This is a genomic window from Legionella quinlivanii, assembly GCF_003265995.1.
In the GTDB taxonomy this organism is placed as follows: Bacteria; Pseudomonadota; Gammaproteobacteria; order Legionellales; family Legionellaceae; genus Legionella_C; species Legionella_C quinlivanii_A.
In genome coordinates, this window is record NZ_MVJN01000008.1 from 208,212 (window position 1) to 224,895 (window position 16,684).

The window sequence follows — 16,684 nt, forward strand, 5'->3', positions numbered from 1 at the left end:
TCCTGAGCGTAGCGAAGGATCTCAAACTGCTTGGAACTGAGCCAGATTCAGGAGATCCTTCACTGCGTTCAGGATGACGTACCTGGGGAGTTACATTGGAAATTAAGCGTTAACACGGATTTTAAAATTGACTCTAATCAGGGAAAGAACCATGTATTCACTTCAGCGATTGATGTTACTAGTTGTCCTGACTGGCAGTTTTAATGCGTTTGCAGCCACCGATGGCACATTGGGAACGACCTCCACAGGAACAGTCAATGTTTCCATTACGATTCCTGCATTAGTCCAGATAAGCGGGCTTGCCGATATTGCGCTGGGAACCCCCGTTGCTTTTCCTGTCACCGGTAATACCACCGCCTGTATCTATAGCAATGTGGCATCGCCCCTGGGAAGCTATTTTGTCACTGCAACCAGTACCAATGCGAGCGCCGGCGCTTTCCGGGTAAATGATGGCGGCACAAACTTTATCACTTATTCGGCCTATTGGAATAATGCCGCTGCAGCCGCTCAAACCACCTTGCTGACCTCTGGCACCAAAACAGCCCAGCAAACGGGCGGAAACGCGGTTTCCTTAACCTGCGGCGGCACACCTAATGCAAACTTCAATATCAGTTTCAGTGCTGCTCAGGTAGCCGGAGCTCCTGCTGCCACTTATACGGACACTGTAACTCTTTTAATTACACCCACCTGACAGAATGAGGGCTATTAATATTTATTTAATAGGCAAACAAACCAGCTGTATCGCTATTCTGTGGCTGCACTGCGCTTTTGCCTGCGCAGTTAATCCTTCTGCAGCCTCAGTCACTGTGACGATTCCGGCATTGGTCCAGATTAGCGGTCTAAGCAATATCACTTTGTCGCCAGTTAATTTAAGTAGTCCTGTCACCGGTAACACAACAGCCTGCATATATACCAACACGATAAGCCCTCTGGGAAGTTATTTTGTCACTGCAACGAGTGCGAACGCCGCATCTGGCGCATTTCGTGTCGTTAATGGGGGTAATTTTATCACCTACAACGCCTATTGGAATCCAGGGAGCGCGCCCTCGCAGACCATCACGCTGGTTTCTGGCGTTAAAACTGCCCAGCAAACCGGAGGCAGCAGTACATCACTCACCTGCGGCGGCACTCCCAATGCCAATTTCAATATCCGAATCACCAGCTCCCAGGTGGCTGGCGCGCCGGCAGCTGCGTATACAGATACTGTTACTTTGTTGATTTCCCCTTCTTAACTATTAAATTGTATCGCGCCCAATTAATGGGTCATGCCATGTGAGATTTGGAGATCTCTCACTGCGTTCGAGATGACGGCGTGCCTGGGAGTAATGTCACAGTTTAATGAACACTCTCAAAATATCCTATAATTACTGTGAAGTTAAGAGTTAAGGAGAACTCGCATGTCGTTTATTGATTTAGTGAATAGTAGTGATCACATTTTGCTTAGCGCTGAGAAAAAAGCGGACGCGGATAAAAAAGCAATGGAAAAAAGACCTGGCATCGATACCCCTGATCTGCCTCTGCCTTCCACACCCAAGGAACCCGAGATTAATATTCCGCCTAAAGAGTCGGCTATTTAATCCTTGTTGGAATCCATTTCCTCTTTGCATAAAGGCTTAAAAGCGTTAAGCGGCAAGGAACTGAAGTAGCCTGTTTTCATACAGGCTAAGGTGCGCAGCATCTGCTGTTTAATAAACGGCGTTTTGCAGAAAAGGCCATGGAGCAAATCTCTCAATACTCCCATGCCCGAATGGGAAGATTGAAACCAGGGCGTGATAAACCAGCTGGCGTTCTGATAATAGCGTAATTGCGCCTTTCTTCGATGGGTATACATCGACAATGCCTGCGGTAAAGGAAACTGGCTCAGACACTCATAAAGGGTTCTGGCATCCAGCAAACTTAAATTCGCACCCTGACCCAATTGAGGGCTCATCCCATGAGCAGCATCCCCAATGACCACTACCCGCCGGTCATGCCAGGGATAAACCCTGACATCAGCATAAGAAGCCAGTGCAAATTGCTGATGACTGTGCAGCTGCTCAAATAATGGCTGCAAGGCAGGCCAAATGGTGGTGACTTCTTCTTTCCACTGTTCAAAAGGCGTAGCAAGCCATTGCGGAAAATACTGCTTTTTTATACTCCAGAAAAAACTGACCATCGTTTGCTGGCTTTCAAAACCTATGGGTAATACACCTGCCATGATTTCAGTACTTCGGTACATTTGCTCCAGGGTTTGATTAAACTGGTTGTCACAATCTCTGGCAATTGTCCATAAAGCCCCCCAGTCATAAGGTTTGACCTTAATCCTGACCTCTAACTGTTGTCTTAGCAGAGAGCGTGAACCATCGGCAATCACGACACCATCAAAGGGTCCATGCATACACCCCTTGTGGTCATACAATTCCACTGCATCGGCCGACTGTTTGAATGAAACAATCTCACAGGGATTTATAATGCGAATTCCTGTGTCTTTTATTTTGGAAAACATTTCCTGGTACAGGGCTGCTCGATGGATACCTAATCCAAAATGATGCCTGACCAAATCGCGGTAACGTAAATCCAGTACGACTTTATTTCGGTGATTAACACCAAATAAACCCGCTATGGGGGCTCCTTTAGGGATTAGTGACTGGGCAATTCCAAGCTGATTCAGTACATCGAGACCTGCGGGCTGTAGTAAGAACCCTGCCCCCAGAGGAGCTAAATTTTCAACCCGGTCAAAAAGACTGACCTCAGCATTTAATCGCTGTAAGAAAAGTGCGGCGGCAGGACCTGCAATCCCGCAGCCAATTACGGCTATTCGCAACATCACAAAACTTCTTAGTAAATTTTTATCTGCATCGGCGTATTACTGCCAATCCATGCGCGCTTCATAATTTCTGTATTAAAGGCACAATGGATTTCGCCTTTTGTATTTACTGCAATAACACCCATTTCTCTTCGAGCAATATTTCGCTGATGAATCACATAGTCACAAGCCTGTTCCAGCGACCACTGATTTAGCTCTATTAACATGGCAATGGTATGCGCAACCACCTGGGTAATCAAGGCTTCGCCTTCACCCGTACCGGAAACGGCACAGGATTTATTATCAGCAAAGCAACCAGCGCCGATCATACAACTATCGCCGACTCGCCCCGGTAAACAATTACCTGTTCCACCTGTAGAGGTCGCTGCGGCCAGATTTCCCTGGGCATCCAAAGCCACCGCCCCGACAGTGCCTTTAATTTTCTTGGCAAGAATATCTTTCGTACTCTCCCGTTTACAGGCTTCCAGATACTGCTGATATTGATATTCAGTAACAAAATAATCTTTCGGTTTTAGCTCAAGATTATTCAATTCAGCAACAGCCAGCGCGCCATATCCGGAAAGAAACACATGATGTGTCTGAGTCATGATTTTTCTGGCCAGCGAAACCGGATTTTTAACCTGCTCAACCATAGAGACGGCGCCAGCATCCAGGATATGCCCATCCATAATAGAGGCGTCCATTTCCACGGCCCCCTGATTATTAAGCACCGAGCCTCTGCCTGCATTGAAGAGCGCATCATCCTCTAATTGCCGGACGGACGCTTCGACGGCATCCAGAGCAGAGCCGCCTTTTTGCAGCACCTCGTAGCCCTTGTGTAAAGCGACTTTGAGACTCTCCTCATATTCAGGTAAATGATCTCTTAATAAAGTCGTTTCTTCACTGGCTCCTCCGTGGATGGCCATTGCAATCCTATTCATCCTTGTTTCCTCTTTTAGGCGTTACTTTGGTTGGATTGTAAAGCTTACGTGTTTTAATCGAAAACCGACAGCCTTTAACCAGCAGATGAACTTTCAGATTTTCAACATAAACCGGCTCATTATCACGAACTCCGGTTATATTGGTCTGGCGTATGTGCTTGCCGTCAATAATAACCACCATTCCTGAGCCTCGACACTCTGCTTCTGAACCGTTTTTTATAATTAAGGCAGTATCTTCACCCAGACCGACTCCCAGTTGATCGGGATTAATGATAATCGCATGAGCCAGACGCGCAAAACGCCCGCGCTTGATGAAATGAGTATCAATAATGCAATTCTGGATAAAGCCCAAACCTGAAGATGTTTTTAAATCCTGCTCAATCAGCGCCTCTGCCAATCCACCTTCTGTAATCATGATGGAAGACATCACCATAGCCCCGGCACTGGTTCCGGCCACAATAAAATGCCTGTCATCAATATAACGCTGGCGGATAAAATCAATGAGGCTGGTTCCCCCGATGATAGTTGCTAATCTGAATTGATCACCTCCGGTGAAAAAGACCGCATCGGCAGCTTCTACCCGGCTCAGGTAATGCTTGTCTCTTGCCTCCATTTTATCTTCAATATGGATAAAGCCGGGGGCCTTATAGCCAATATCATGAAAAGCCTTTTGATAACGCTCTTTGACTTCTTCCTGAAAACGGCTTCCGGAAGTAATGATTTCAATTTTTTTATTTTTTGAGGCATTGAATAACTCCCGGAGAATTTCATAACGCTGTAACTCTCCGGTATCTCTCAAAGGGAATGGAGGTTCTTTATCGCCCACATCTTCCGCGCCGCCAATAATCAGCATTTTACCTTTAGCAAGCATGTACAGGCTCCTAGTTGGCTACGAGCGTCGTTGCATGAGCACTTGCCTGCAATTTTTTAATATGGGCAATTCCAGTCATCACATCCTCAGGAAAATAAAAAATGAAGGAGCCTGGAGCCGCCTTATGCAGGACATGCTGCAGAGCATCCATTTCATCTGATATTATTTTAATCTCTTTGGATTCAAAGTCTTTTGCCTGCTCTATTCCTTCCAGAAGCAAAGTCGTTAACTCCTCATTACTGCGCCCTCTGCCGTCTTTGTCATGACGAATTATAATTTCATCAAACATTCTGGCCGCATAGGTTCCAATTTTACGAATATCCGTCATTTTACGATCGCCGGTTGCAGCGATAATACCAATTTTTCTTGTGGCCGGCTGTTGACTGATATACCCCTCCAGATGCTCAAAAGCAGCTGCATTGTGACCATAATCAATGAGGATACGGTAATTTTCAAAAGCAAACAGATTCATTCGCCCAGGAAGGTTTTCAGCGTTGGGCTGAAATTCATGCAGCCATGCAGCGATATTTTCAAGACTAAAGCCGGAAAGATATCCAGCAAGCACAGCGGGCAAAACATTTTGGATCATTCCGGAAGCTTTACCGCCAAAGGTCAGCGGAATTTTGGACAAATGCGTGATCGTTACCTCTTTGTTGCCTTCTTTAAGCACAATTGAGCCGTCCGACAAATAAATTGCCAAACCACCCTCCTGACAATGTGTTCTGATCCGCTCATTGGCTGCCTGCATACTAAACAGTGCCACCGAAGCCTCCACTGCGTTCTTCATTTGATACACCAGATCATCATCAGCATTTAAAATGGCATATCCTGTTTTCATGGTACTGCGCGGCACCACTTCCTTCACGCGGGCGAGCTCTTCCAGTGTATGAATTTCATCAAGGCCAAGATGGTCTTCAGACACATTGGTCACAATACTGATGCTGCTCTGATCAAACCCTAAACCCTCACGTAAAATACCGCCTCTTGCACATTCGAGTACTGCATAGTCGACTAAGGGATCGCGAAGAACCACTCTGGCACTGAAAGGCCCGCTGCAATCGCCTCGATAGACTTCCTGCTCGTTAATATAAATTCCTTCAGTGGAAGTCAAACCCACATGCCGGCCCGCTTTTCTGGCGAACCATGCAACCAGTCTTGCAGTAGTGGTCTTGCCATTCGTTCCGGTTATCGCAACTAGCGGAATGCGGGATTCGCTTCCTGCCGGGAATAGCATATCAATCACCGGCCGGGCTACGTTACGTGCCTTTCCGCATTCAGGAGAAAGGTGCATGCGAAAGCCAGGGCCTGCATTCACTTCAATAATAGCCCCATTACTTCCGTTCAGGGGTACACTAATATTTTCAGCCACCACATCAATACCGCATATATCCAGGTGCATAACCCGCGACACCCGTTCGGCTATAAATATGGTTTGCGGATGAACAATATTGGTCACATCCACCGCAGTGCCCCCTGTGCTTAGATTGGCGGTATGCTTAAGATACAATACTTTTCCGGCTGGCAAGATAGAGTCCAGACTCAGATTTTTTTCCGCAAGAATAGCCATTGTGCTGGCATCTACTTTGATAGTGGTCAGAAACTTTTCATGATGCTCGCCACGATTTGGATCCTGATTCACGGCATCAATGAGCTGTTGTATAGTGGCTGTGCCGGTTCCTACAATCATAGCCGGGGTACGTTTGGCCACCGCAATGACTTTGTGATTAATCACCAGAAATCGGTAGTCATGACCGCTGATGAACTGCTCCACAATAATCCGGTCAGAAATCTCAGCTGCCAGCTGAAATGCCGCCCGCGCTTTTTCCTGATTGCAGATGTTAGTGGTTATTCCTCGCCCGTGATTGCCGTCAACTGGTTTGATGACACAGGGATAGCCCACTTTTTCCAGCGCCTGCCCCAGGGAGCTCAGATCTTCAATAATTATACCGCGCGGAACTGGAATATAGTCGTTCATCAATAATTGCTTGGTTCGCTCTTTATCCGCCGCATTATCCACACCAATATTGCTGGTCAGACCAGTGACTGTGGCGCAGATTAGTTTTTGCTGGCAGCCATGTCCCAACATAATCAGCGACGAATCATTCAAACGCGCATAGGGAATATTTCGTTTGGCCGCTTCATCCACCAGGGATTGGGTAGAAGGTCCGAACCCTTCATGCTGTTTGATTTGTTTTAGCTGCTCTAAATGATGGTCGACCAGGGTATAGGGACGCTGATGCGCCAGGGTGCTTATCAGCTCGACTGCCGCTTTGGCAGCATAAAGCCCTGCAGACTCAATTTCATAGGAGAATACGACATGATAAACGCCTTTTTCGTTGGCTGAGCGCGTTCTGCCAAAGCCGCACTCCATTCCCGCCAGCCACTGGAGCTCGAGAGCGACATGCTCAATGACATGGCCAAGCCAGGTTCCATCATCAAGCCGCTTAAAGAATCCACCTTCGCTGCTTTCAGAGCAGAAATGATTATACAAAGAAGGGAGTAATTGTTTTAAACTATCATTGAATCCAGGAATTGCGCTACTTGGAAACTCCTCGAACTCCTTTAAATCAAGCTTCATGACAATCAGTTTCTGTCTGGTATTTGACCAGTAATTAGGCCCACGCAAAACTCTTAGATTTAAAATATCCATTTTTTAGTTATTCCCTGTTAAATGCAATCCACTGTCATAAACTAAGGTAAATTTAACTGAAGTTGCGAATGTTCCTTGTAGTCACATCTTCCAGAACGGGTACAGATTACAAATGAAGACTTCCAAGCAGAAATAACACATTATTACATCATAACCTGTTGATCAATAACCCAATGTAGATATAGGCGGTTATACGTAATATTTTTCCAGTGACGAGGCAAAACTGCTGTCCGCAAAATTGGGCCAGTTATCCTTGTCAAATCCCGGAGCGTTTTTCAGACGCTCTTTCTCAATCTGCAAAACAAAACAGTCATCTTCTTTATTGTAGTTGAACAAATGCCAGGGAATGGCAAAAAATTTATTACCAAACCCCATGAAACCGCCAAAGTCTAAAACCAGATAGTTCACTCGTCCTGAAATCTTATCAAGAACCACCTCATTAATATCGCCCAGATATTCTCCGGCATTATTTTTGACTTTGACTCCGCTGACTTCACTGGCCTTGACTACATGCCGCTTCCCCATGTGTTCTCCTGCAAAAATCAGTCCTTAAATTAATGATAGAACAGATTACCTGCATGCGCTTTACAAATTGTGCCAGCCCGGCTAAAAGCTCCTGTTTGCTGATATGGCAATGACCCTGCCATTCTGAAAAAGCACTTCATAAAGAAATTCATTAGGAGACTGCTGATAGGTCCAGACTTCATACACATCAGAAGCAATACCATAGGGAATATCGAAATTATTCACCAGAAGGGAGGAGTCCTGGTAAATATCCTTTGCTAATGGAGGACCGCACTTGCGCTCTACAATATATTTGCTGTCACCTTCAAATACCAATGACTGCTTACAACGCATTGCAAAACCCACATCGGAGAGACACAGGGCAATAAACAAACCAGCTAGCAATCGGTGAATGTTCATGTTGTATTTTTACAGAAACTATATGCTAGATATAGCACATGCGATTTCGCTATTGCAGTTCCAGATAAATTTTTTGCATGCGCTTTAGATTGCATTTAATGACGTTCATCGCATCAAGACTTGGTTTGAGCTGTTCAGGCGCATTCATTTTCATGATATGGAGCAACCATAATAACCAGCTATGGAAGCATAAATACCATAACAGTTCATCCTCCTGAGGAAGCCTGGCGACAGACTGGTAGCCTTTTAGCGTCATGGAAAAATTAGTTTCACAGAAAATTGCCTCTGGCACAGCGGCACAGTTGATTGCCAGGCCAATTAACTCAACGAAGGGATGAATAAGGCCGGCGCTTTCCCAGTCAATGACTGCAACGAGCTGATTACCTGACCAAAGCAGATTCCCCATATGCAAATCACGATGACTGGCCACCCAATCCTGTTTTTTGTAATCCGGACTGTTCTCGATTAGATGAATTAAATCCATTATCCAGGATTGCAGTTTAAACTCGGACGGCCAACAGAGTGCGGGCCAATACTGAAAGTCTAAATCGGGTTTCTGGGTGGAATGAATCCTTGCCAACACCTGTCCAGACATAAAGGCCTGCTTAAGATCAGGTTTCTGGATGGTTTTGCCGTGATGATAGGGATAAAGCAAATGAATAGTATGCTCTTCCCTGAAAATCTGACTGTGGGAAGCGGCCTGATAATTATTGAAATGCTGAGCCAGATTTGAATTCACCTGGTATTTCAGCGCTTCGCTATTCGATATCGATTGATAATCGGTAGTTCCCAACCAGTTTTCCTGGGCAAACCGCTTATAAATCCATTCACTCCCATCGATGAAACGAAGATAGAAAAGCTGATGACCCGAATCCTGTTTCAGAACCCGTTCAGTGAGAATTCTATCCCCGAAATAACGTCTGACCCATTGATTCACTGCCATTAATTTACGCTTAGTTGTATATTAAACAGTCCTCCCCGCGAAGGCGGGGATCCATCTCTGAGCTAGCTATAATGCCAATTGAGGAATGGGTTCCCGCCTTCGCGGGAATGACAAATTTCCTTAACTTAATGGCAGTGACCCACTGGCTATGGCTCATGCATTAATTGTTCAATATAGCGTCTGCAGGTTAAAGGTTTATCTAAAAAGTTAATTGAATAACGCGTTCCTCCGGTTCCTGTGATCATTAGAGAACCATAGCGAAATAAACTGCCAATAATGGATTGGCGAATATCGATACTCTCAATTTTACCCAAGGGAATATCAATCGTATTGCGAACCATGATGCCAGCACGCAAGATGACCTGTTTTCTTCGTATAGTTAAGGAAGAAAAATGGTAATTAACCCAGGTTACCGCAGCCCAGGCCAAAGCAAAAATTAAGAAAAACAAAGCGACAATTTTAATCTGTTCGATATAAATCCCTAACAGCATGGCCAAACAGGCCATCACAAACGGACCTAAAAAAATTATCCAGTGGAGTCTGGCCACATACACCACATTACTGTCACTATCGATCATTTTTGTATCCCGGATAAAGAGTGAAAATATAATAGTGCAGATAGGATTAATTTGCTATGCTCCTGTTCGTCGTCATCCCAAATTGAGATCCTCAGCCAATGCGGCGTATCAATCATTGCATGAACAAACAATTGCAATCCATCTGTCAAAAGGCAGCAGAAATTGACAAGCTTAATTTACTGGTAAAACAATATTTACCGAGTCATTTAAGCGCACACTGTCGTGTCAGCAGTTTTAACAAGGGAACGTTGACGGTACAAATCAATGATCCCGCCTGGGCAACCGAATTACGCTATAGCTTGCCTGATCTGCGCGATGCCTTGAGAAAAGAAGGTCTGTATCAGCTGATATCGGTGAAACTGGCACTGGCGAATGAAAACTACACCCAGCCCTCTCCCAACAGGAAAAAGCGTCATTATCTTTCAGCCACAACCTGTTCATCCCTGCATGCCTTAAGTGACGTGTGCAGCTTCGAGCCGTTAAGAAATGCTCTAAGAGATTTGGCCAACAATAATAAGAACCCCGAGTGAAGCCTTTCACGAAAAGCGTTATAAAAATGTGAAATCTATTGCATTGAACCTCAATTTGTGCAAAAATTATACCACTGCAATAGTATTCTAATTGTTCGTGCAGCGAACTTTTTACAATGGTTTTCAAGTAATGTCTAAAATTTTTACAGCCACTGGAGATGGAGCCTGTCTTTTTAATGCCTTAGCTATTGGCATGGCCATAGAGATCTTAAGCGGCCGTCTTGACCATTATGCGCAGGAAGAAAACTATCAGGCGCTACTTGACGAGTTCGCCAGACAACATCCTAACTTTTTACCCAAATCCTGGGATACATTAAAGTCATGGCTTAACTATTATAACAGCCCTCGTGACATTGAACTGCTGTTGGCCCCGGTATTATTCAAGTTCAATAAACAGTTTTTGCCTGATCCACAGGACGTATTACTGAATGAATTGACCAGCTTAATGTGGCATCGAAAAGCGGATATCCAATCCAAACGGCAATGGTTTGAAATCACCATGCGAGCACCGCAAACGGTCAGCTTCCCTGCATTGGATATGCTAAGCAAAGAGACCAAGGCTCACATCCTGGAAAGTTTGCGAACGCTCTTTAAAGGGTTTAGGGGAAGAGAGCTTAAAGATTACAAAGCACGGATACAAACTGACCAAAATCTGCTTGAGTTGGTAACCCAGGAATATAATCACACTGATGAATTTCAACGAGGCTACAGCTGCGGTGATATCAAAGGGCTGAGTCAGGCCCTGCATCTTCAAATTTATGAAAACGCGACGCCTAACCCCAGAAATACAAAACCAGGTATCTATTTAAAACATAAAGACGCACATTGGGATGTCACCTGCACAGAGAATGACGGTGATCTGATTTATATGGATGAAGCAAAGCTTAAATTCAGCTCATTGGAAGCTTACAACAATACACAAGAGGTACCAGCGCCTCCAGCCGATGCCAGCGACCACATACCTCAGTTTATTATTCGCAATAAATCAGTTAATAATCCGGGGCTAGGAAATTGCGCATTTTATGCGCTGGCAACCGGGCTCATCCATATCATTCAGGAGGAAAGCTCGGGCAACAGCAGGGGGTTATTTGACCACTGGCTTGCATTACAAGAGCAGTTCCAGCTGGAGGCGAGTATTGATACGCTTTATCCCAGGATTTGCGCTTTTAATATCGAAGAGTCGAAACGTACCAGAGCGGATAGAGAATTACTTGATAACCTGCAAAAAGCACTCCGGGAATTACTTTTCAAAAGCCAACTGGAAGAATTGGAACAGGTTTGCTCGAACCCGGGTGATGACTATACCCTGTTTCGATCTAACTCCCAGTTCAGCGATTTTGCCGCTGTATATCATGAGGATATCAATCGAATCAGAAATTATAATGAATTTGCCAATTCAGCAGTCATATTAAGAGAAATCAGAGCATTAAAAGCGAAGCACGATCAATTACTCCGTGAATTAAGAGAGGGTGATGACACAGTAGAAGAAATTCCATTTGAACGAATCAACCTCGATTTACAGTCGCTATTCCTGCGTTTACTCTATGGAAAGGAAGTATCCCTCCCCACGAATATCCCTTTTGCTCAGGATTCACCCATTATTCTGGGCATGAAAAAGATTACTCAGAATTATACATGGGGCTCTCATAGCCATCTGGATAGTCTGGCACGCACTTTACATGTTAACTTGCATTATTTAGTCAATGGCCAGGCAACTCAGCCTTTTAAGGATATTCCCAACCTGCACTGTATTACAATTGATAATCAAAATAATCTGCATTGGGTTACTCGTATCCCAATAGCCTGTGATCGATTAAAAAAACTATCGTCTCCTACTCCCGAAGCCCCAAATAGCCCCGCTGCCGATACCAGCTTCGATGCGCCATTTTTTGATCTCAGTTATCCTGCGAAATCGCCGGAGAGAGAAACAAGGTCTTCATTAATGGAGTTAACAGACCTGACTGATCTCACTGAGAATAAGGACCCCCTCCGTGACCTGATCATACAGGCCGAGCGGAGTTTTGCTGAATATCAGTTCCACTACAAGCGAATATGGTTTTCCTTATTTAACCGTCATGGCGAAACCGGGCAGCGGAATGCAAATAATTTTGTACAGAAGTTGAAAACCAAGGAAACTTATCAGGAGGCTCTGGAGTTTCTTATTGATTATCTGGAGAATAAAAAGCCAGAAAATGGCAATACCAACCCCCACTCATTCCGGACCATCCTGTTGAAGCATGTGTTGGGTGAAGAATCTCTCACCCCGCTAAAGCTAATTTCCAATGGCTTTCCCTATTTTCTACAGCAATACAAAGCGAGAGTTGTCATTGAAGATTCAGCCACTAGTGAACCAAATAACAGCTCAGACACCTTAAACGACTGCACTCTATAAATCCATAACGTTTAATCCGGATAACCTCTACCTGCCTGCTGCGACATGTAGTCGAAGGCCTGAACTGTTTTAGCGAGGCAAAAAACAGAAGCTGGACAAGTTGTTATACCACTACATCTACTTTAATATTAATTACATTTTTTTTATTTACCCAGGATTGGTCATGTTTCCTAATACAGGGAAAGTATTTGCTGCTGCCTTGCTATTTCAATTTCCCGCGTCTTCACTTGTTTTTGCGGCCTGCACACCCGGTCCTGTCGTTGTGTGTAGCGGGGTGACCCTAACGCAGGTAGGGGCAGGACCTGCAAGTGATAACTGGCAGGTTACAGTTGAGGCCAACGCTATCCTGGATACAGGAAATACACCCGCTATTTCACTGGGTGACATGGCCACGATTATTATCGGTGAAAATGCAGTAGTATCGAATTTTGGCATAAACAATGGCGGCGGTTATGGTGCCGGCGCAAATACCATTGAATTTAATAATCAATCCACTTTAATGATTGGTTTAGGGGCTCTTGTTGCAGCAAATGGCCCACAGCTCTTTTCAGAAGCGGTGAATTTTATTGGTGATGGCAATGTTTTAACAAATTACGGCACTATCCAGGGAGGGCAAAGTTCGGCTCTCTATTTTCAAAATGTCAATACCGGATTTGGCCAAAATATTGTCAATAACTTTGGTACAATTACAGCTGGCGCAAACAATGAAATCATCGGTCAATTTGGTACTGAGGGTGTTATTTTTTCACAGCAAACAGGAGCCGTGTTAAACGGGAATTTAACCTTTGGCGATGGCAATGATACCCTTAATATTTATACAGGCTCGATCATCACAGGCACTGTTGACGGCGGCGGCGGAGCCAATACACTAACACTTAATGGTTTAGGAACCGATACTCTATCAGGCGAGTTTACCAATTTTGGAACTTTAATTAAGCAGGATATCGGCACCTGGACGCTTTCCGGTTCTTTAGGCAATTACGACAATGCTCATGTAGCCACCCCTTTAGCCGCTTCTGTATTAGCTGGAACACTCATCTTAACGGGAAATAATACGAACTATCTTGGCACAATGACGGTCGGTCCGGCTGGTATTTTATCCGGTGCTGCCAGCAATCTGATGCCGCTTATTACTGATAATGGATTAGTCGAGTTTAACCAGTTGGTTAACGAAATTTATCCCGGAAGTATTACTGGCAGCGGCGGCGTGCAGAAAATTGGACCGGGTATCCTTACACTTAATGGTATTCACTCCTATCAGGGTAATACCTTAATTGCCCAAGGGGCGTTAGTGGTAGGTGATGCAAGCAACCCTGCCGCAGCGCTTACGGGAACAGGCTCGGTTCAGGTTAGTCCAAATACGATTTTATCGGGATATGGTTTGATAAATGGTGTAGTTGTTAACCAGGGCATCCTGGGTGCTGGCAATTCCCTGGGAAACCTGGCCGGGAATGTCATTGGGACTCTGACTTTAGGCTCTGATTTAATTAATGCCGGCCTGATAAATCTGGCTGGGCAGTTAGCCATTGGTAACGTTTTGCAGGTGAATGGAAATTATAGTACCGGGATGGTTCCAGGCGCTTTGACACTCGCTACGTTCTTAAATGCCGGAGGACCTTTAGCCAATCAGGTTACAGACAGGCTCCTGATTTCAGGCAATGCCGCAGATAATACCAGGGTTACGGTCATTCCATACCTGGCAGCACCGTTCATGAGTCCTTTACCTGCGGCATCCACAGGTATTTCCTTAATTCAGGTTGCTGGCAGTGCAGCTCAGACAAGCTTTCAGCTTCTTAATAATGAACTGATTATTCCCACCTCACCCTATAGATTTCAGCTGAATGCGTATGGACCTGACTCAATTTATGGTCCTGCTGATCCGGCGCAAAATCTGGTTGGCAATCCTGGCGGCTATTGGGATTACCGTCTGCAAAGTGTCTACATGACGCCCTCAGGTCCCGTACTTCCGAATCAGCCTGTCCCTGATTCACGTTTTGCTGTTGCCCCCCAGGTTCCAGCTTACATTTCAGCACCACAGGCACTGTTTTCTGCAGAGTTTGAGGATATCAGTGAATTGCATCGACGACTGGGAGAAATTCGGAATACAATGGATGAAAACTCGCAGGATCATCCAGAGTTTTTTGTGCGAGGATTTGGTGACCATTTGAATTACTCCACCAGCAGAAGCTTTGCTCAATATGGATATAATTTTTCCAGCCGTTATTCAGCGGTTCAATTCGGTACAAATCTGGTTAAAGTGAAAGATAATAGAGGAACCTTGCGTATAGGTGTGGCAGGCATATTGGGGGATCTGAATTACAAACCTGTAGCTATCGATGGGTCGACTGACAATTCAACTCATACCGAAACCGTGTCAGGGCTACTCACCTGGCAAGCACAGTCAGGCTGGTACTGGGATTTTATTTTTGGCGGCGGCCGTTTTAATGAGCACATTGATACGCTTTCCCGGACCTGGCTGGCCAGATTAACCGGTAATAATATTGATGTTTCTTTGGAAACAGGATATCCCATAGCACTTAATTGGCATCAACTTATTCTGGAACCGGAACTACAAATAGTGTATCAGCAGCTACAATTTCATTCGCAATCAGATATAAACCAGATTGGTATCCATTGGGAACACCCCAGGCAAGGTATTTTTCGGGGTGGTTTGCGTTTATTACGGACTGAAGATACCACAAACCATTTTATTACCACCTATCTAGAGGGCAATATATTGCAGGGGCTGGGGGGCGGACGTATTATCCAAATAAGCAATATTGGCTTTGATACTGGAAAATTTGGCACCATGTTACAGCTTCGAGGCGGTCTAAGTGGTCACTTAACTCCCCGCCTCAGTATTTATGGGGATATAGCAAACCAGCAGGATGTGACAAGCTATGGTTTTCATGGTTGGAGTTATAATGGGGGCTTAAGATACATGTTATAAGCCCTGCTCACCCAAGCAGTTCTGGTGTAAGCAGCCTTAAGGAACCAATTCAGAATTTAACAATAAACTAAAAAACTTACTATAGTAAATTGGAGATGTTCTGGATTTTACTGAAAGGATCTATTATGGACAATAATATGGAAAACAGCCCAATCAATTACATTCACGGATATAATCAAAAAGAAACCCAGCGTTTATACCAGCAAGCCAAACTGATTTACCATTTTGCACATCAGGATCTGCCATTTCAGAAAAAAGAGCGATTGCTGGAAATAGGCTCAGGTGTTGGCGCCCAAACAGCACTTCTCCTAAAGGATTTTCCCAATCTCCATGTAACAGGAATTGATCGCGAGCCAGGACAAGTTGAGCAAGCCAGACACTATCTGTCAACACTCCCCTGGACCAAATGGCCAGATGGTACCCCGAGATATGAGTTTCTGGTAATGGATGCTACCAATCTTAAGCTGGAAAAGAACAAGTATGACTGCGCGTATTTCTGCTATGTCCTGGAGCACATGCAGCAACCGGATCTGGTCTTATCCTGTGTACGGGAAGTGCTTCAACCCGGCTCACCCATTTCCTGCTATGAAGAGCTCAACGAGACAGCATACATTTACCCTCCATTGCCTAACGTTAGCACTTATTGGAAAGCCATGAATGAATTACAGCATGAAATGGGCTGTGATGGCGATATTGGCGTGCGCCTGGGCAATCTGTTAATGGACGCAGGGTTTCAGAATATTCAAACCCAGGTTCATACCTTCCATCATGACAATCGAAATTTCAATAAAAAAACGGAGTTCTTTCATTATTTTCGTGATATTTTGCTGACTTGTTCTCACACCCTGCTCGAGACAAAACGAATTTCCTGGGAAACACATGATTTAATGCTTGAGGAAATCAACGAGGCTGCGCAGAACCCCGAAAGCGCGATTGTATTCTTTAATATGCAGGCGCTTGGATCAGCCTAAAACGTAGGTCGGGCGCTTCGCCCATAGCCGTCAGGCTAAGGAAAATATTTTTGTTTAACAGATTGAATAAATTGAAAAAAGAGCTAGAGTACCCTTTAAATTTTTTCCGGGCAGGAATAAACAAAGGGACTCTATGCTGTTGGATACCA

Annotated in this window: 15 protein-coding genes; 7 read left to right on the top strand and 8 right to left on the bottom strand. The window is 44.8% G+C overall.

The window, feature by feature from the left end:
* Positions 1-151: 151 nt before the first annotated feature.
* The 3 genes from B1207_RS11855 to B1207_RS11865 all read left to right on the top strand — a co-directional run bounded on the left by B1207_RS11855 (position 152) and on the right by B1207_RS11865 (position 1,577).
* Positions 152-691: a hypothetical protein gene (locus B1207_RS11855; protein ID WP_112220165.1), complete on the top strand. Its 540-nt coding sequence runs from the start codon at positions 152-154 to the stop codon at positions 689-691.
* A 4-nt stretch (positions 692-695) separates the two neighbouring features.
* Complete coding sequence (locus tag B1207_RS11860; protein ID WP_112220166.1) at positions 696-1,232, top strand: hypothetical protein; 537 nt, start codon at positions 696-698, stop codon at positions 1,230-1,232.
* A 165-nt stretch (positions 1,233-1,397) separates the two neighbouring features.
* Positions 1,398-1,577 carry a hypothetical protein gene (locus B1207_RS11865; RefSeq protein ID WP_112220167.1) on the top strand — a complete coding sequence of 60 codons (180 nt, stop codon included), beginning with the start codon at positions 1,398-1,400 and terminating at the stop codon, positions 1,575-1,577.
* Here the strand turns inward: B1207_RS11865 and B1207_RS11870 are convergent.
* The 8 genes from B1207_RS11870 to B1207_RS11905 form a co-directional block, all read right to left on the bottom strand.
* A complete protein-coding gene (locus B1207_RS11870) occupies positions 1,574-2,806 on the bottom strand; it encodes an FAD-dependent oxidoreductase (RefSeq protein WP_112220168.1) in 1,233 nt (410 codons plus the stop codon). The two genes, B1207_RS11865 and B1207_RS11870, sit on opposite strands and share 4 nt — an antisense overlap.
* 11 nt (positions 2,807-2,817) lie before the next feature.
* On the bottom strand, positions 2,818-3,726 hold the full coding sequence (locus B1207_RS11875) for an isoaspartyl peptidase/L-asparaginase family protein (RefSeq protein WP_112220169.1): 909 nt from the start codon (positions 3,724-3,726) through the stop codon (positions 2,818-2,820).
* Positions 3,719-4,597 carry a cyanophycinase gene (locus tag B1207_RS11880; protein ID WP_112220170.1) on the bottom strand — a complete coding sequence of 293 codons (879 nt, stop codon included), beginning with the start codon at positions 4,595-4,597 and terminating at the stop codon, positions 3,719-3,721. Before B1207_RS11880 ends, B1207_RS11875 begins: the two co-directional genes overlap by 8 nt.
* A 10-nt stretch (positions 4,598-4,607) precedes the next feature.
* Positions 4,608-7,247 carry a cyanophycin synthetase gene (gene cphA / locus B1207_RS11885; RefSeq protein ID WP_112220171.1) on the bottom strand — a complete coding sequence of 880 codons (2,640 nt, stop codon included), beginning with the start codon at positions 7,245-7,247 and terminating at the stop codon, positions 4,608-4,610.
* A 189-nt stretch (positions 7,248-7,436) separates the two neighbouring features.
* Positions 7,437-7,772 carry a PRC-barrel domain-containing protein gene (locus B1207_RS11890; protein WP_058506281.1) on the bottom strand — a complete coding sequence of 112 codons (336 nt, stop codon included), beginning with the start codon at positions 7,770-7,772 and terminating at the stop codon, positions 7,437-7,439.
* A gap of 81 nt (positions 7,773-7,853) precedes the next feature.
* Complete coding sequence (locus tag B1207_RS11895; RefSeq protein WP_112220172.1) at positions 7,854-8,171, bottom strand: DUF2845 domain-containing protein; 318 nt, start codon at positions 8,169-8,171, stop codon at positions 7,854-7,856.
* 49 nt (positions 8,172-8,220) lie between these two features.
* The gene (locus tag B1207_RS11900; RefSeq protein WP_112220173.1) at positions 8,221-9,114 is read right to left on the bottom strand and encodes a phosphotransferase enzyme family protein; all 894 of its coding nucleotides are present in this window, start codon (positions 9,112-9,114) and stop codon (positions 8,221-8,223) included.
* Positions 9,115-9,260: 146 nt separating this feature from the next.
* A complete protein-coding gene (locus B1207_RS11905) occupies positions 9,261-9,692 on the bottom strand; it encodes a PH domain-containing protein (RefSeq protein ID WP_112220174.1) in 432 nt (143 codons plus the stop codon).
* Between the two features lie 119 nt (positions 9,693-9,811).
* Between B1207_RS11905 and B1207_RS11910 the strand changes: the two genes are divergently transcribed.
* From B1207_RS11910 to B1207_RS11925, 4 genes are all read left to right on the top strand, one after another.
* Complete coding sequence (locus tag B1207_RS11910; protein ID WP_172458289.1) at positions 9,812-10,222, top strand: DUF721 domain-containing protein; 411 nt, start codon at positions 9,812-9,814, stop codon at positions 10,220-10,222.
* A 130-nt stretch (positions 10,223-10,352) separates the two neighbouring features.
* Complete coding sequence (locus B1207_RS11915; RefSeq protein WP_112220176.1) at positions 10,353-12,614, top strand: hypothetical protein; 2,262 nt, start codon at positions 10,353-10,355, stop codon at positions 12,612-12,614.
* A gap of 163 nt (positions 12,615-12,777) precedes the next feature.
* Positions 12,778-15,564, top strand: coding sequence for a hypothetical protein (locus B1207_RS11920; RefSeq protein ID WP_112220177.1), 2,787 nt, complete (start codon positions 12,778-12,780; stop codon positions 15,562-15,564).
* Positions 15,565-15,689: 125 nt separating this feature from the next.
* Positions 15,690-16,535, top strand: a complete 846-nt coding sequence (locus B1207_RS11925; protein ID WP_172458290.1) for a class I SAM-dependent methyltransferase — start codon at positions 15,690-15,692, stop codon at positions 16,533-16,535.
* Positions 16,536-16,684 lie beyond the last annotated feature (149 nt).

Coding starts and splice junctions, on each gene's coding strand:
- B1207_RS11855 (WP_112220165.1), top strand. CDS start 152: ATGTATTCACTTCAGCGATTGATGTTACTAGTTGTCCTGACTGGCAGT.
- B1207_RS11860 (WP_112220166.1), top strand. CDS start 696: ATGAGGGCTATTAATATTTATTTAATAGGCAAACAAACCAGCTGTATC.
- B1207_RS11865 (WP_112220167.1), top strand. CDS start 1,398: ATGTCGTTTATTGATTTAGTGAATAGTAGTGATCACATTTTGCTTAGC.
- B1207_RS11870 (WP_112220168.1), bottom strand. CDS start 2,806: ATGTTGCGAATAGCCGTAATTGGCTGCGGGATTGCAGGTCCTGCCGCC.
- B1207_RS11875 (WP_112220169.1), bottom strand. CDS start 3,726: ATGAATAGGATTGCAATGGCCATCCACGGAGGAGCCAGTGAAGAAACG.
- B1207_RS11880 (WP_112220170.1), bottom strand. CDS start 4,597: ATGCTTGCTAAAGGTAAAATGCTGATTATTGGCGGCGCGGAAGATGTG.
- cphA (WP_112220171.1), bottom strand. CDS start 7,247: ATGGATATTTTAAATCTAAGAGTTTTGCGTGGGCCTAATTACTGGTCA.
- B1207_RS11890 (WP_058506281.1), bottom strand. CDS start 7,772: ATGGGGAAGCGGCATGTAGTCAAGGCCAGTGAAGTCAGCGGAGTCAAA.
- B1207_RS11895 (WP_112220172.1), bottom strand. CDS start 8,171: ATGAACATTCACCGATTGCTAGCTGGTTTGTTTATTGCCCTGTGTCTC.
- B1207_RS11900 (WP_112220173.1), bottom strand. CDS start 9,114: ATGGCAGTGAATCAATGGGTCAGACGTTATTTCGGGGATAGAATTCTC.
- B1207_RS11905 (WP_112220174.1), bottom strand. CDS start 9,692: ATGATCGATAGTGACAGTAATGTGGTGTATGTGGCCAGACTCCACTGG.
- B1207_RS11910 (WP_172458289.1), top strand. CDS start 9,812: ATGAACAAACAATTGCAATCCATCTGTCAAAAGGCAGCAGAAATTGAC.
- B1207_RS11915 (WP_112220176.1), top strand. CDS start 10,353: ATGTCTAAAATTTTTACAGCCACTGGAGATGGAGCCTGTCTTTTTAAT.
- B1207_RS11920 (WP_112220177.1), top strand. CDS start 12,778: ATGTTTCCTAATACAGGGAAAGTATTTGCTGCTGCCTTGCTATTTCAA.
- B1207_RS11925 (WP_172458290.1), top strand. CDS start 15,690: ATGGACAATAATATGGAAAACAGCCCAATCAATTACATTCACGGATAT.